The 13,853-nt window shown below is 73.9% G+C and carries 13 protein-coding genes; 5 read left to right on the top strand and 8 right to left on the bottom strand.

Annotated features, from left to right (window positions below):
- Positions 1 to 2: 2 nt before the first annotated feature.
- The 4 genes from nadC to ACIBL4_RS34195 are packed head-to-tail and all read right to left on the bottom strand — an operon-like array spanning position 3 to position 4,607.
- Positions 3 to 977 carry a carboxylating nicotinate-nucleotide diphosphorylase gene (gene nadC, locus ACIBL4_RS34210; protein WP_399415660.1) on the bottom strand — a complete coding sequence of 325 codons (975 nt, stop codon included), beginning with the start codon at positions 975 to 977 and terminating at the stop codon, positions 3 to 5.
- Between the two features lie 5 nt (positions 978 to 982).
- The gene (locus ACIBL4_RS34205; RefSeq protein WP_399415659.1) at positions 983 to 2,692 is read right to left on the bottom strand and encodes an L-aspartate oxidase; all 1,710 of its coding nucleotides are present in this window, start codon (positions 2,690 to 2,692) and stop codon (positions 983 to 985) included.
- Complete coding sequence (gene panC / locus ACIBL4_RS34200; protein ID WP_399415658.1) at positions 2,689 to 3,681, bottom strand: pantoate--beta-alanine ligase; 993 nt, start codon at positions 3,679 to 3,681, stop codon at positions 2,689 to 2,691. Before panC ends, ACIBL4_RS34205 begins: the two co-directional genes overlap by 4 nt.
- Complete coding sequence (locus tag ACIBL4_RS34195) at positions 3,678 to 4,607, bottom strand: DUF2520 domain-containing protein (RefSeq protein WP_356922569.1); 930 nt, start codon at positions 4,605 to 4,607, stop codon at positions 3,678 to 3,680. The genes panC and ACIBL4_RS34195 overlap by 4 nt, the downstream gene beginning before the upstream one ends.
- A 195-nt stretch (positions 4,608 to 4,802) precedes the next feature.
- Between ACIBL4_RS34195 and ACIBL4_RS34190 the strand changes: the two genes are divergently transcribed.
- Positions 4,803 to 6,023 (top strand): threonine aldolase family protein, encoded by a 1,221-nt coding sequence (locus ACIBL4_RS34190; protein WP_399415657.1) that lies wholly within the window; start codon positions 4,803 to 4,805, stop codon positions 6,021 to 6,023.
- Here the strand turns inward: ACIBL4_RS34190 and ACIBL4_RS34185 are convergent.
- The gene (locus tag ACIBL4_RS34185) at positions 6,013 to 6,234 is read right to left on the bottom strand and encodes a hypothetical protein (protein ID WP_399415656.1); all 222 of its coding nucleotides are present in this window, start codon (positions 6,232 to 6,234) and stop codon (positions 6,013 to 6,015) included. The genes ACIBL4_RS34190 and ACIBL4_RS34185 overlap by 11 nt on opposite strands.
- A 159-nt stretch (positions 6,235 to 6,393) precedes the next feature.
- On the opposite strand from ACIBL4_RS34185, the gene ACIBL4_RS34180 reads away from it, so the two are divergent.
- Positions 6,394 to 7,494: a DUF5937 family protein gene (locus ACIBL4_RS34180; protein WP_399415655.1), complete on the top strand. Its 1,101-nt coding sequence runs from the start codon at positions 6,394 to 6,396 to the stop codon at positions 7,492 to 7,494.
- Positions 7,495 to 7,513: 19 nt separating this feature from the next.
- Here ACIBL4_RS34180 and ACIBL4_RS34175 read toward each other — a convergent pair whose 3' ends face one another.
- Both ACIBL4_RS34175 and ACIBL4_RS34170 read right to left on the bottom strand, forming a co-directional pair.
- Positions 7,514 to 8,185 carry a response regulator gene (locus ACIBL4_RS34175; protein ID WP_399415654.1) on the bottom strand — a complete coding sequence of 224 codons (672 nt, stop codon included), beginning with the start codon at positions 8,183 to 8,185 and terminating at the stop codon, positions 7,514 to 7,516.
- A 115-nt stretch (positions 8,186 to 8,300) separates the two neighbouring features.
- Positions 8,301 to 9,491 (bottom strand): sensor histidine kinase, encoded by a 1,191-nt coding sequence (locus tag ACIBL4_RS34170; protein WP_399415653.1) that lies wholly within the window; start codon positions 9,489 to 9,491, stop codon positions 8,301 to 8,303.
- Between the two features lie 118 nt (positions 9,492 to 9,609).
- Here ACIBL4_RS34170 and ACIBL4_RS34165 point away from each other — a divergent pair, with 118 nt between their 5' ends.
- A complete protein-coding gene (locus ACIBL4_RS34165) occupies positions 9,610 to 10,620 on the top strand; it encodes an SAM-dependent methyltransferase (RefSeq protein ID WP_399415652.1) in 1,011 nt (336 codons plus the stop codon).
- Between the two features lie 2 nt (positions 10,621 to 10,622).
- Here ACIBL4_RS34165 and ACIBL4_RS34160 read toward each other — a convergent pair whose 3' ends face one another.
- Positions 10,623 to 11,774, bottom strand: a complete 1,152-nt coding sequence (locus ACIBL4_RS34160) for an NADH-quinone oxidoreductase subunit D (protein ID WP_399415651.1) — start codon at positions 11,772 to 11,774, stop codon at positions 10,623 to 10,625.
- Between the two features lie 31 nt (positions 11,775 to 11,805).
- Between ACIBL4_RS34160 and ACIBL4_RS34155 the strand changes: the two genes are divergently transcribed.
- Both ACIBL4_RS34155 and ACIBL4_RS34150 read left to right on the top strand, forming a co-directional pair.
- The gene (locus ACIBL4_RS34155; protein ID WP_399415650.1) at positions 11,806 to 12,435 is read left to right on the top strand and encodes a PH domain-containing protein; all 630 of its coding nucleotides are present in this window, start codon (positions 11,806 to 11,808) and stop codon (positions 12,433 to 12,435) included.
- Positions 12,432 to 13,784 (top strand): PH domain-containing protein, encoded by a 1,353-nt coding sequence (locus tag ACIBL4_RS34150; RefSeq protein WP_399415649.1) that lies wholly within the window; start codon positions 12,432 to 12,434, stop codon positions 13,782 to 13,784. Before ACIBL4_RS34155 ends, ACIBL4_RS34150 begins: the two co-directional genes overlap by 4 nt.
- Positions 13,785 to 13,853 lie beyond the last annotated feature (69 nt).

Raw genomic sequence — 13,853 nt, 5'->3', positions numbered from 1 at the left:
CCCTACTCCGCCGGCCGCAGGTCCAGGCCGATGTCCAGGATCGGCGAGGAGTGGGTGAGGGCACCGACGGCCAGGTAGTCGACGCCGGTGTCCGCGTAGGCCTTGGCGTTGTCGAGGGTGAGGCGGCCCGAGGCCTCCAGGAGGGCGCGGCCCTGGACGAGGGCGACCGCCTCCTCGCACTCGCCCGGCGTGAAGTTGTCCAGGAGGATCAGGTCGGCGCCGGCCTCCAGGACCTCGCGGAGCTGGTGCAGGGTGTCGACCTCGACCTCGATGGGGACGTCGGGGAAGCGTTCGCGGACCGCCTTGAAGGCCTGGGCGACGCCGCCCGCGGCGACCACGTGGTTGTCCTTGACGAGGGCCGCGTCCGAGAGGGACATGCGGTGGTTGACGCCGCCGCCGCAGCGGACCGCGTACTTCTCCAGGGAGCGCAGGCCGGGTGTCGTCTTGCGGGTGTCGCGGACCTTGGCCTTCGTGCCGTCCAGGGCGTCCGCCCACGCGCGCGTGGCCGTCGCGATTCCCGACAGACGGCACAGGATGTTCAGCGCGCTGCGCTCGGCCGTGAGGAGGTCGCGGGTGCGGGTGGTGACGGACAGGAGCTTCTGGCCCGCCTCGACGCGGTCGCCGTCCTCCGCGTGGCGCTCGATCTCGAGCTCCTCCTCGCAGACGACCGAGATGACCGCTTCGGCGACGCGCAGGCCGGCCACGACGCCCGCCTCGCGGGCCGTGAAGTCGGCGGTGGACACCGCGTCCTCGGGGATCGTCGCCACCGTCGTCACGTCCACGCCGTGGGCGAGGTCCTCCTGGAGGGCCACGTTGGCGATGTCCTCGACCTCGACGGGGTCGAGGCCGGCGTCGGCCAGGAGCTGGGCGAGTGCGGGGTCCAGCCCGCACTCCAGGTATGCCTCCTCGTCCGCGCCGCAGGCGCAGCCGTCGCCGCAGCCTCCGGACGAGGCGAGGGGAAGGTCGGGGGTGCTCACGTCGGTCACTGCTCCTGGGGGGCCTGGGGCTGGAGGGTCGTGGGGAAGTGTGTGGTGTCCGTGGTGTGCACGGCCAGCGTGCGGTCGGGGTTCAGGCTTACGACGATGTGGCGCCGCCAGGTGGTGTCGTCGCGCTCGGGGTGGTCCTCGCGCCAGTGGCAGCCCCGGGTCTCCTCGCGCAGCCGGGCCGCGGTGACCAGGACGCGGGCCACGCACAGCAGGTTGGTGGCCTCCCAGGTGTCGACGCCGGCCTCGGCCGTCTTGCCGTTCTCCGCGAGGGCGTCGCGGGCGTCGGTGTGCAGTTGCTGGAGCTGGTCGGCGGCCTTGGTGAGGGACTCGGCCGAGCGCAGGACACCGGCCCCGTTCGTCATGATCCGCTGGATCGTGAAGCGGGCCTCCGGCGTGAGCAGCGGGTGCTCGGGGGTCTCCGGGTGCGGCAGCGGCTGCGGCACACGCGCCTCGAGGCCGTTCGCGGCGATGTCGGCCGCGATGCGCTCGGCGTAGACCAGGCCTTCGAGGAGGGAGTTGGAGGCCAGGCGGTTGGCGCCGTGCACGCCGGTGCAGGCCACCTCGCCACACGCGTACAGGCCGGGGACGGTCGTACGGCCCCGGGAGTCGGTGCGGACGCCGCCGGAGGCGTAGTGGGCGGCCGGGGCGACCGGGATGGGCTCGGTGACCGGGTCGATGCCATGGGCGCGGCAGGCGGCGAGGATCGTCGGGAAGCGGTGTTCCCACATATCGGCGCCGAAGTGCCGGGCGTCGAGGAACATGTGCTCGGCGTCCCGCTCCTGCATGCGGCGCGTGATGCCCTTGGCGACGATGTCCCGCGGGGCGAGTTCGGCCAGTTCGTGCTGCCCCTGCATGAAGCGCACGCCGTCGGCGTCGACCAGGTGGGCGCCCTCGCCGCGGACCGCCTCGGAGACCAGGGGCTGCTGGCCCTCCGCGTCGGAGCCCAGGAAGAGGACCGTCGGGTGGAACTGGACGAACTCCAGGTCGCTCACCTCGGCGCCCGCGCGCAGCGCCAGGGCCACGCCGTCGCCCGTGGAGACGGACGGGTTGGTCGTCGCCGAGAAGACCTGGCCCATGCCGCCGGTGGCCAGGACCACCGCGGGGGCGTGGACCGCGCCCACGCCGTCGTGCTGGCCCTCGCCCATGACGTGCAGGGTGACGCCCGCCGTGCGGCCCTCGGCGTCGGTGAGGAGGTCCAGGACGAGCGCGTTCTCGACCGTGCGCAGACCACGCGCGCGTACCGCCTCGACCAGGGCCCTGGAGATCTCGGCACCGGTGGCGTCGCCGCCGGCGTGGGCGATGCGGCGGCGGTGGTGGCCGCCCTCGCGGGTCAGTTCCAGACGGCCTTCGGAGGACTCGTCGAACTGGGCGCCGGTCTCGATGAGGCGGCGTACGGCGTCGGGGCCCTCGGTGACGAGGATGCGGACCGCTTCCTCGTCGCACAGGCCCGCGCCCGCGACCAGGGTGTCGTCCAGGTGCTGTTCGGGGGTGTCGCCGTCGCCGAGGGCCGCGGCGATGCCGCCCTGGGCCCAGCGGGTGGAGCCGTCGTCCAGGCGGGCCTTGGTGACGACGACGGTGGTGAGGCCGGCCGCCTCGCAGCGCAGGGCGGCGGTGAGGCCGGCGACGCCGGAGCCGACGACGACCACGTCCGCGGAGATGGACCACCCGGGGGCGGGCGCGTGCAGTCGTATGCCTGTGCTGGTCACGAGGCGGCTCCGAAGGTGAGGGGAAGGTTGTCGATCAGCCGGGTCGTCCCGACCCGGGCGGCGACGGCGAGGACCGCCTCGCCGGTGAAGTCGTCCCCGATCTCGGTGAAGTCGGACGGGTCGACCAGGGCGAGGTAGTCCAGCACGAGCGGCGGGTCGAGGCGGGCGGCCTCGTCGAGGACCTGGCGGGCGGCCGCGCGGACGGCGGCGGGGCCGCCCGGGACGGCCGTCGCGACGGCGTGCGCGTCCGCTGCCGCGCGGGACTCGCCTATGGCGCTGAGGGCCTCGGCACGCGCGCGTGTGGCGGGCACCTCGCGGGCCCGGGCGCGCAGCGCCTCCTGCGCGGCGTGCCGGTCCTGGCCCGCGAACAGGGCGCCGGACAGCGCGAGGGCGGTGCGCCGCTCGGCGGGCGAGAGGTAGCGGTTGCGGCTGGACAGGGCCAGGCCGTCCTCCTCGCGGACGGTGGGGACGCCGACGATCTCCACGCCGAAGTTCAGGTCCCGCACCATGCGGCGGATCAGGGCGAGTTGCTGGGCGTCCTTCTGGCCGTACAGGGCGACGTCGGGGCGGGTGAGGTGCAGCAGCTTGGCGACGACCGTGAGCATGCCGTCGAAGTGGCCCGGGCGGGAGGCGCCCTCCAGCCGCTCCCCCATGGGGCCCGCGGTGATGCGGACCTGGGGCTCGCCGCCCGGGTAGACCTCGTCGACGGCCGGGGCGAACACGACGTCGGCACCCGACTCCCCGGCCAGCTTCAGGTCGGCGTCCAGGGTGCGCGGATAGCGGTCGAGGTCCTCGCCCGCGCCGAACTGGAGCGGGTTGACGAAGACGGTGACGACGACTTCGCCGTCGGGTCCGGCGAGGGCGCGCGCGGTGCGGATCAGCGTGGCGTGGCCCTCGTGCAGCGCGCCCATGGTCATCACCACGGCGCGGCAGCCCGCACGCGCGCGTGCGTGCAGTTCGGCGGCGGTGCTGAGCAGGGTCGTGGTCATCGGGCGTCCCCTTCGGTGCCGTCGGTCCCGTGGGCGAGTACCCCGAGGAGGTCCTCGGCGAGCTCAGGCTTCAGCAGACCGTGGGCCAGGGCCCGGTCGGCGGTCGCGCGGGCCATCGCCAGGTAGCCGTCGACGGCCTGCGGGGCGTGCCGGCGCAGCTCGGTGACATGCGCGGCGACCGTGCCCGCGTCGCCGCGCGCGACCGGGCCCGTGAGGGCCGCGTCGCCGGAGCGCAGGGCGTTGTCCAGGGCCGCGCCGAGCAGCGGGCCGAGCATCCGGTCGGGGGCCGCGACACCGGCCGTGCGCAGCAGCTCCAGGGACTGGGCGACCAGGGTGACCAGGTGGTTGGCGCCGAGCGCGAGGGCCGCGTGGTAGAGCGGCCGGTTCTCCTCGGCGATCCACTCCGGCTCGCCGCCCATCTCGATGACCAGGGCCTCGGCGGCCAGCCGCAGCTCCTCGGGCGCGGTGACGCCGAAGGAGCAGCCGGCCAGCCGCTGGACGTCCACGGGCGTGCCGGTGAAGGTCATCGCGGGGTGCAGGGCCAGCGGCAGGGCGCCCGCGCGCAGGGCGGGGTCGAGGACCCGCGCGCCGTACCGCCCGGAGGTGTGGACGAGCAGTTGTCCCGGCCGTACGGACCCGGTGTCGGCGAGGCCCGCGACCAGCTCGGGCAGGGCGTCGTCCGGGACCGTCAGCAGGACCAGCTCGGACCGCTGGAGGACCTCGGCGGGCGGCATCACCGGCACGTCCGGCAGCAGCTGCGCGGCGCGGCGCCGGGAGACCTCCGAGACCGCGGAGACGGCGACCGGGCGGTGCCCGGCGAGCTGGAGGGACGCGGCCAATGCGGGTCCCACGCGGCCGGCGCCTACGACGCCGACGGTGAGCCGCGCGGGGCGGTCCCTGGGGTCTGGCTGTGGGGTTGTGTTCACTCGACGGCGGCCTTCCCGTTCCAGTCCGCTCCGGGTACCGGACGATTTCTCGTCATGTTAACGCGATCGGTTCGAGGGGCGTCCGGTTGTCCACAGGGTGTGCATCACACGCGGGCACGGGCGTACGGGAACCCCTGCTCGGGCGTACGGAAATCCGGGTGCCCGGCCGCACGCGCGCGGGGGATGATCCGGGCCATGAGCGACACGGCGGAACAGGACGAGCAGGGCGAGCGGGCCACCGGGCAACTGTCCGAGGAGGACCGGCCGGAAGAGGGCCTCAGGTCACAGCTCCGTGAGCGGCGGCTGGCCGCCCACCGCGGCGCACAGCGGGTGTTCGCGCGCTTCGCCTTCCACAAGACGCTCCGGGAGCGGCTGGCGGAGCTGGACGGGGTGCAGGACCTGTACGACCTGGACGAGCGGTCCGACGTGTACGGCGACGGCGTCGTCGAGGCGCTGGAGACGAAGGTCGCCGGACTGCTCGGCACCGAGGCCGCCGCGTTCTTCCCGACGGGGACGATGGCCCAGCAGGTGGCGCTGCGCTGCTGGGCGGGCCGCACCGGCAACCCGACCGTCGCCCTGCACGCACTCAGCCATCCCGAGGTGCACGAGCGGAACGCGTTCAGCGAGGTCGGCGGCCTGCGGCCGGTGCGCGTGACGGGCGAGCCGCGGCTGCCCACCGCCGCCGAGGTGCGCGACTTCGAGGAGCCCTTCGGCGCGCTGATGCTGGAACTCCCCTTGCGGGACGCCGGTTTCGTGCTGCCCTCCTGGGAGGAGCTCACCGAGGTGGTGGCGGCCGCCCGGGAGCGGGACGCGGTGGTGCACTTCGACGGGGCCCGCCTGTGGGAGTCCACGGTCCACTTCGGCCGGTCCCTGGAGGAGATCGCGGGCCTGGCCGACAGTGTCTACGTGTCGTTCTACAAGTCCCTCGAGGGCTTCGGCGGTGCGGCGCTCGCCGGGCCGGGGGAGCTCGTGGAGGAGGCGAAGGCCTGGCGGCACCGGTACGGCGGCCTGGTCTTCCAGCAGTTCCCGGCGGCCCTGTCGGCGCTGGCCGGGCTGGAGCGCCAACTGCCCCGCCTGCCGGAGTTCGTCGCCCACGCGCGCGTGGTGGCCGCCGCCCTGCGCGAGGGGTTCGCGGCGGCCGGGGTGCCGTGGGCGCGCGTGCACCCTGAGGTGCCGCACACCCACGACTTCCAGGTGTGGCTGCCCTACGACGCAGATGTGCTCTCGGAGGCGGCGGTGCGGACGGCCGAGGAGACCGGCACCATCCTGTTCTCCTTCGCCTGGGACCGGAGCGGCCCGGGACTGGCCTGCACGGAGGTGCAGGTGCGGTCCGCCGGTCTCGAGTGGACCGCCGAGGACGTGAAGACGGCCGTCACCGACTTCGTCGCCCGGCTGCCCGGGCCGATCAGCCGGTAGCGCGGCGCCCGGAGGGCAGCCACCGGCCCAGGGCGAGCCGGACCCGCTTCCGCCGGCGGGCCGGGCGCCCGGCGAGGACCGCCCGGAACTGCCGCTCGTCGCGCCACTCCCGTACGACCTGCCAGTCGTGCGTGCCCGGCGCGGGCGGGGCGGGCTCCCCGAGGGCGTGGGCGCGGTAGCTGTCGAGGAGGTACTGCTGCGTGATGCTCATGGTGGATCGCCTCTGCGGGTCGGGGTGTTGGAGGTCCGAAGGCTCCGCGGCTGCCCCGGTGGTCCCACAGTGCGCCCGTGCCTAGGGCGGCGTCGCGTCGATTGACGAGGCCCGTCAATCGAGCGGGGCATTGTCAGTGGCGGGGTGCACCATGAGGTCATGAGCGTGCACATCGACATCGCGGGGCTGCGGCCGGAACAGGTCGCCGTCGTGCCCTCGCCCCTGGCCGAGCTGGGCATGGCGCTGCACGCGCTGTCCGAGCCGGGACACCACCCGGGCCTGCAGGGCTGGGTGACGGGCGTGACCGCCCGGCTCGACCCGCATCTGGCCGACCGGATGTGCGAGGCCGACTTCCTGTGGCGGACGACGTTCTCGGACCTGTTCCTGCCGTACGCCGGTGTCCCGGGCACACTGCCGTGCGCCACCCTCGCCGAGGAACTGGACCTGCTGGACAAGCTGACGGACGAGCAGTTCGTGGACGCGGCGCTGGAGTTCACGTGTGCCGTCGGGTACGGCTCGTCCGGGCCCACCGCGCTGTCCGACCCCGGCATTCGCCGCCGGTCACTGGACTTGGCCGCCGCGCGGGGGCCGCAGCAGCTGCGGTTCAGCGAGCGGCTGCTGGCCGACCCGCCCAGGATCCGGGCCTGGCTGCGGCAGTTCCTGCAGGACTGCGACGAGGCGTTCTTCGCGGAGGCCTGGTCCCGGCTGCGTCACCAGCTCGCCGCGGACGCCCGCCACAAGACGGACCTGCTCAGGCACAGGGGCCTGGCCGAGGCGCTCGCCGCGGTGTCCCCGGCGGTGACGCTCGACGAGGCCGCCGCCGACATCGCGGTCGACAAGCTGGGCGAGGCCCGTACGACCACGGGCGACGGCGGCCTGCTGCTCGTCCCGACGAGCCTGGGCTGGCCCCATCTGGCGGTCCTGCACCGGTACGGCTGGCAGCCGGTGCTGCACTACCCGGTCGGCTCCCCCGAGCTCGCCGCCCCGCCCACGCTGGAGCAGCTGGCCCTGCGCATGACCGCCCTGTCCCACCCCGTGCGCATGCGCATCTGCCGCAATCTGGCCCGCAGCGCGTACACCACCGGCGAGCTGGCGCAGGCGCACGGCATGACGGCCCCGGAGATATCCCGGCATCTGGCCGTGCTGAAGAAGGCGGGCCTGATCACCACCCGCCGCCGTGGGCGCTACGTCCTGCACCAGCTGGACGTGACGGTGGTGGCCCGGCTCGGCAGCGAGTTCCTGGAGGGGATCCTCAGATAACAGCCCCCTGGCGGACGGCTCAGGCGTGCCCGCCGGCCCGCACCAGCCCCGTCTCGTAGGCGAGCACCACCACCTGCACCCGGTCCCTGAGCCCCAGCTTGGTCAGGATGCGGCCCACGTGTGTCTTCACGGTCGCCTCGGACAGCACCAGCCGGGCCGCGATCTCGCCGTTGGACAGGCCCTGCGCGACCAGCACCATGACCTCGCGCTCGCGTCCGGTGAGCCGCTCCAGCTCCTGGTGCTGGGGCTCCTTGGCGGTGCTCGGCAGCATCGGCGCGAAGCGGTCCAGGAGCCGCCGGGTGGTGGAGGGCGCGACGACCGCGTCCCCGCTGTGCACGGAGCGGATCGCGGCGAGGAGCTCCCCGGGCGGCACGTCCTTGAGCATGAAGCCGGAGGCGCCCGCCTTCAGCCCGGAGAAGGCGTACTCGTCGAGGTCGAACGTGGTCAGGATGAGCACCTTCGGCGGGTCGGTGTCCGAGCAGATCCGGCGGGTCGCCTCCACCCCGTCCAGCTTCGGCATGCGCACGTCCATCAGCACCACGTCGACCTCGGTCGAGCGCAGCACCTGGAGGGCCTCGACACCGTCGCCCGCCTCCGCCACGACCTCCATGTCCGGCTGGGCGGCGAGCACCATCCGGAAACCGGTGCGCAGCAGCACCTGGTCGTCGACGAGCATCACGCGGATCGTCATCGGAGCCTCTTCCAGTCTCTGTTACAGGTGGGAGCGTTACGGGTGGGAGCGTTGCGGCTGGGCGAGCGTTGCGGGTGGGAGCGTTACAGGTGTCAGCGAGGGGCGTGTGCCGAGGTCAGCCGGAGGGTTTGAGCGGCAGCAGGGCGCTGATGCGGAATCCTCCGCCCGGGCGCGGGCCTGCGTCCAGGGTGCCGCCGACCATGCCGACCCGTTCGCGCATGCCGATCAGGCCGTGGCCCTGGCCGTCGAACCCGCCCTCCTCGTACAGCTCGTGCGGGGCGCCCTTGCCATCGTCCTCGACGAGCAGGCCGAGGCCGTCGTCGAAGTAGACCAGGCGCACACTCGCGCCCGCGCCCGGCCCGCCGTGCTTGCGGGTGTTGGTGAGCGCCTCCTGCACGATGCGGTAGGCGGTCAGCTCGACGCCGCTGGGCAGCGGGCGGGGGGTGCCCTCGACCTTGAAGTCGACGGGCAGTCCGTGCCCGCGGCACTGCTCGACGAGGTCCTCGATCTGCTGGACGTCGGGCTGCGGCACGTACTCGCCGCCCTCCTCGTGCTCCCCGGTGCGCAGCACGCCGAGCAGGCGGCGCATCTCGGCGAGAGCCTGACGGCCGGTGGAGGAGATGGTCTCCAGGGCCTTCTTCGCCTGGTCGGGGGCGGCGTCGAGGACGTAGGCGGCGCCGTCGGCCTGCACCACCATCACCGAGACGTTGTGCGCGACGACGTCGTGCAACTCGCGGGCGATACGGGCGCGTTCGGCGGCGACGGCGACCTTGGACTGTGCCTCGCGCTCCCTCTCCAGGCGGGCGGCCCGCTCCTCCAGCTGCGCGAAGTAGGCGCGGCGGGTGCGGATGGAGTCGCCGAGCACCCAGGCGAGGGCGAAGGGCACGGTCATGAAGACCGCCGCGGCGATACCGGTCGCGACACTCGCCTGGTCGCTCGGCCAGCGCAGATGGGCCACGGGGGCCGCGCACAGGCCGGCGGCCAGCGCGAAGCGGGAGGCCCAGCGCGCGCCCTCCGCGGCAACCGTGTAGACGATCACCAGCAGGGCGAAGTCGTGGGGGCCCATCTCGACATCGGTGATCAGCTGGGCCACACCGACCGCGGTGGCGAGCAGCAGCATCTTCTCCGGCATGCGGCGGCGCAGCGCGACCACCAGGCACAACAGCAGCGAAAGCGGAACGGCGACGGCCGGGGAGCCGAATCCGCCCGACGCTCCGCCGACCACGGAAATCCCGAGGAGGACCACGGCCCACGAGCCGTCGACCCACATCGGGTGCCTGCGGAGGAAGTCATAGAGGCGCTGCACGTAACCCAGCGTAGGGAAGCGGGATAGGTGCAGGGGTCAACCGGAGGGCCGATCCGCACCGGGCGCGTGTACTCCCCAAGGTGGAGTTGCGTTCGTTGTGTCCGCATAGCCTGGCCCCGTGACAGCAGTGACGAGGGGTGGGGGACCGGAGAGGCGCGGGTGGCGCGGGTGGCGTGCGGCGGCTCAGGAGGCCTTGTACGGGCCGGGCGGTTTCTACCGCCGGGCCGAGGGGCCGGCCGGGCACTTCCGTACGTCCGTGCACGCGTCGCCGCTGTTCGCAGGGGCCGTCGCGGAGCTGCTGTGCCGGGTCGACGAGGCGCTGGGACGGCCCGCGAAACTGGACTTCGTCGACATGGCGGCCGGGCGGGGCGAGCTGGCCGCCGGAGTGCTCGCCGCGCTCCCGGCCGACGTCGCGGCCCGCACGCGCGTGTGCGCCGTCGAGGTCGCCGTGCGGCCCGCGGGCCTGGATCACCGGATCGAGTGGCGGGCCGAGCCGCCGCGGGGCGCGACCGGTCTGCTGTTCGCCAACGAGTGGCTGGACAACGTACCGGTGGAGGTCGCCGAGGTGGACTCCGCGGGCGTGGCGCGGCTGGTCATGGTCCGGGACGACGGGGCCGAACGGCTCGGGGAGCCGGTCGACGGGGCGCAGGCGCGGTGGCTGGCGCGCTGGTGGCCGCTGCCCGGCGAGCCGGGGCTGCGGGCCGAGATCGGTCTGCCCAGGGACGAGGCCTGGGCCTCGGCGGTCGCCACGCTCGACCGGGGGCTCGCCGTCGCCGTGGACTACGCGCACACGGCGGACACCCGGCCGCCGTTCGGGACGCTCACCGGCTTCCGGGAGGGCCGCGAGACGGCGGCCGTGCCGGACGGCTCCCGCGACATCACGGCCCATGTGGCACTCGACGCGTGCGCGCTGCCCGGCGGGCGGCTGCTCCCGCAGCGCGAGGCACTGCGTGCCCTCGGCGTGACCGGCGCACGCCCCCCGCTCACGCTGGCGTCCACCGACCCCGCCGCCTACGTACGCGCCCTCTCGAGCGCCGGAGAGGCCGCCGAGCTCACCGCGGCGGGGGGCCTCGGCGACTTCGGGTGGCTGGTGCAGCCGGTCGGAATCGAGGACCCGCTCCAGGTCTAGGGCTACTTGTCGATGTCGCCCACGACGAAGAACATCGATCCCAGGATCGCCACCATGTCCGCGACCAGCGTCCCCGGCAGCAGCTCCGTCAGCGCCTGGATGTTGTTGTACGAGGCCGAGCGCAGCTTCAGCCGGTACGGGGTCTTGTCGCCCTTGCTGACCAGGTAGTAGCCGTTGATGCCGAGCGGGTTCTCGGTCCAGGCGTACGTGTGGCCCTCGGGTGCCTTCAGGACCTTGGGGAGCCGCTGGTTGACCGGCCCGGGCGGCAGCTCGGCGAGCCGGTCGAGGCAGGCGTCGGCCAGGTCCAGCGCGTTGTGCGTCTGCTCCAGGAGGCACTCGAAGCGGGCGAGACAGTCGCCCTCCCTCCGGGTCACCACCTTCAGGACGTCGCCCAGCTCCCCGTAGGCGAGGTACGGCTCGTCCCGGCGCAGGTCGAAGTCGACGCCCGAGGCCCGGCCGATCGGCCCGCTCACCCCGTACGCGTGCACGGCCTCGGGCGAGAGCGTGCCCACGCCGCGGGTGCGGCCCCGGAAGATCTCGTTGCCGAGCACCAGGTCGTCGAACCGGTCCATCCGGGAACGGACGTCGGCGACGGCGGCACGCGCGCGTGTGGTCCAGCTGGCCGGCAGGTCCTCCTTGAGGCCGCCCACGCGGTTGAACATGTAGTGCATCCGCCCGCCGGAGACCTCCTCCATGACGTGCTGGAGCTCCTCGCGCTCCCGGAAGGCGTAGAAGATCGGGGTGATCCCGCCGAGTTCCAGCGGGTACGAGCCGAGGAACATCAGGTGGTTGAGCACCCGGTTCAGCTCGGCGAGCAGCGTACGCAGCCACACGGCGCGCTCGGGGACCTCCATGCCGAGCATCCGCTCCACGGCGAGCACCACGCCCAGCTCGTTGGAGAACGCCGACAGCCAGTCGTGGCGGTTGGCGAGCATGATGATCTGGCGGTAGTCGCGCGCCTCGAACAGTTTCTCCGCGCCGCGGTGCATATAGCCGATCACGGGCTCCGCGTGCGTGATGCGCTCGCCGTCCAGCACGAGCTTCAGCCGCAGCACGCCGTGCGTGGACGGGTGCTGCGGCCCGATGTTGAGCACCATGTCGGTGCTCTCCGCGGCGCCGCCGATTCCGACCATGGTCTCCGTCGTAGGAGTCATGGACACAGTCTCTCCTACGTACGCTGGCCTCATGGAGACGGGGAGCCCGCAGGACACGGGGCCGACGGGGACAGAGGGCGCGGCGGGGACACCGGGCGCCGCGGAGGCGCAGAGCGCGGCGAAAGCCGTCGGAAGCACGGCGGACGCCGTCGAAGACGCCGCGCAGGCTGTCGAAGGCGCCGCGGAAGCTGTCGAAGACGGGCCGGTGTGGATCGCGCTGCCGCCCGGGCTGCTGAAGATGCGGCGCTTGCTGCTGGTGGTGTGGCTGGGGCTGATCAGCCTGGCCGCCGGGCTGGTGCCGGGCCTGCTGGCCGGGCCCGCCTGGGCCGCCTTCGCCCTGCCGCCACTCGCGCTGATGGCCTGGGGCTGGGTGCTGATCGGCCGCAACTGGCGCTCCTGGCGGTACGCCGAGCGCGCCGACGACCTGCTGATCAGCCGCGGTGTGCTGTGGCGCGAGGAGACGGTCGTGCCGTACGGGCGGATGCAGCTGGTCGAGGTCACCTCCGGGCCCGTCGAGCGGCACTTCGGGCTGGCCAGCGTGCAGCTGCACACGGCCGCCGCGGCGACCGACGCGACCATTCCGGGCCTGGACCCGGCCGAGGCCGAACGGCTGCGCGACCGGCTCACCGAGCTGGGCGAGGCCCGATCGGCGGGGCTGTGACAGCGCCCGACGCCGCTGAGGCCGCCGAACCCGCGGAGCCCGCCGAGGCCGGGAAATTGATCGTCGAGCGGCGGCTGCACCCCGTCACGCCGCTGCGGCGGGCCTGGGCCCCCGTCGCCGTCCTCATCGGCTGGGCCGTGCACGACCCGGACGGGGCGCAGCGCCATCTGACCCGGCTGACCACGACCACGCTCCTCATCGGTTTCGCCGTGCTCGTCCCGGCCGCGGCCCTGTACGGCTTCTGCTCCTGGTGGTTCACGCACTTCGCGGTGACCGAGACCGAACTGCGCATCCGCACCGGCCTCTTCTTCCGCCGCACCGCGCACATCAGGCTGGAGCGGATCCAGGCCATCGACGTCACCCAGCCGCTGCTCGCGCGGGTCGCGGGCGTCGCCAAGCTCAAACTCGACGTCATAGGCACCGACAAGAAGGACGAACTGGCCTTCCTGGGCGCGGACGAGGCGCGTGCGCTGCGGGCCGAACTGCTCGCCCGGGCGGCGGGATTGGCGCCGGAGACCGCGCACGAGGTCGGCGAGGCGCCGTCCCGGCAGATGCTGCGGGTGCCGCCCGGCGTCCTGGCCGTGTCGCTGCTGCTGAGCGGGGCGACGTGGGGGTCGCTGGCCGCGGCGCTCGTCGTGCCGCCGGTGCTGTGGCTGGCCACGGAGAGCGTGTGGACCGTCCTGGCCGTCGCCCTGCCGCTGCTGGGCGCCGCGGGCGCGAGCAGCGTGGGGCGGTTCGTCGGCGAGTACGACTGGACGGTGGCCGAGTCGCCCGACGGGCTGCGCATCGACCACGGCCTGCTGGACCGGGCCCATGAGACGGTGCCGCCGGGTCGGGTGCAGACCGTGCGGATCGTGGAGCCCCTGCTGTGGCGACGGCGCGGCTGGGTGCGCGTGGAGCTGGACGTGGCGGGGTCCTCCAACTCGGTGCTGGTGCCGGTCGCCCCGCGCGAGATCGCGGAGGTGGTCGTCGCGCGCGTGCTGCCCGGGGTGACCGTGCCGGAGCAGGCGGCCCTGTCGCCGTCGCCGCGCCGGGCCCGGTGGTGCGTGCCGGTGTGGTGGCGCGGGTACGGACTCGCCGTCACCGACGCGGTGTTCGCGGCGCGGTCCGGGCTGCTGCGGCGCAGCCTCGCCCTGGTGCCGCACGCGAAGGTGCAGAGCGTACGGATGACGCAGGGGCCGTGGGAGCGGGCCAGGGGCGTGGCCGACGTGTGCGTGGACACGGGCGCGAACAAGACGGTGAGGGCACGGCTGCGGGACGCGACCGAGGCACGCGAGCTGCTGGCGGCACAGGCGGAGCGGTCACGGACGGGACGCAGGGACGCGCGGCCGGACCGCTGGATGGCGTGACACCGCATGACGCGGAGAGGCCCCCGGCCGAAGCCGGGGGCCTTTCTCTGCAGTGCCCTGTCAGGAACC

This window comes from Streptomyces sp. NPDC050416, assembly GCF_044458845.1.
Lineage (GTDB): Bacteria > Actinomycetota > Actinomycetes > Streptomycetales > Streptomycetaceae > Streptomyces.
The sequence above is the reverse complement of the archived record's forward strand: the minus strand, read 5'-3'. Positions and strand labels throughout refer to the sequence as shown.